The 398-nt window shown below is 64.8% G+C and carries 1 protein-coding gene; it reads right to left on the bottom strand.

Going from position 1 to position 398, the window contains the following annotated elements; genetic code table 11:
* A partial coding sequence (locus J0A65_RS26150; RefSeq protein WP_206597106.1) for a TonB-dependent receptor domain-containing protein occupies positions 1–398 on the bottom strand: 398 nt, incomplete at both ends.

Genomic DNA, 398 nt, shown 5'->3' with positions numbered 1-398 from the left:
CTTCGCTGTAGTTGCTCCACAGCTGATGGCCGTTGGCGAAGTCGTAGATGACACCCAGGTTGTACAGGTTGACGTCATAGTCGTTGCGGCCACCGGCCACGCCCTTGAAGTCGCCGACCTCGACATCCATGCGCTGGTGGCGCGCGCCACCGGAGAGGGTCAGACGCTCGGTGAGCTTCCAGTCCAGCTGGGCATAGGCCGACAGGCTGTCCACCACGTAGCTGGGGTAGCGCGGCGCGCTGCTGGCGGTGTCGAGCACCAGGCCCCCGCTGGCGGAGGAGGTCTGCTGGTCGAAGACCTTCTGCTCGGCATTGAAGCGCTCATGGTCGAAGTCCAGCCCGTAGGTGAGGGTGAAGCGCTGCCACTGCTTGCTGAACAGCCCCTTGAGCCCGCTCACC

It is taken from the genome of Bowmanella yangjiangensis (assembly GCF_017255015.1).
Lineage (GTDB): Bacteria > Pseudomonadota > Gammaproteobacteria > Enterobacterales > Alteromonadaceae > Bowmanella > Bowmanella yangjiangensis.
The sequence above is the reverse complement of the archived record's forward strand: the minus strand, read 5'-3'. Positions and strand labels throughout refer to the sequence as shown.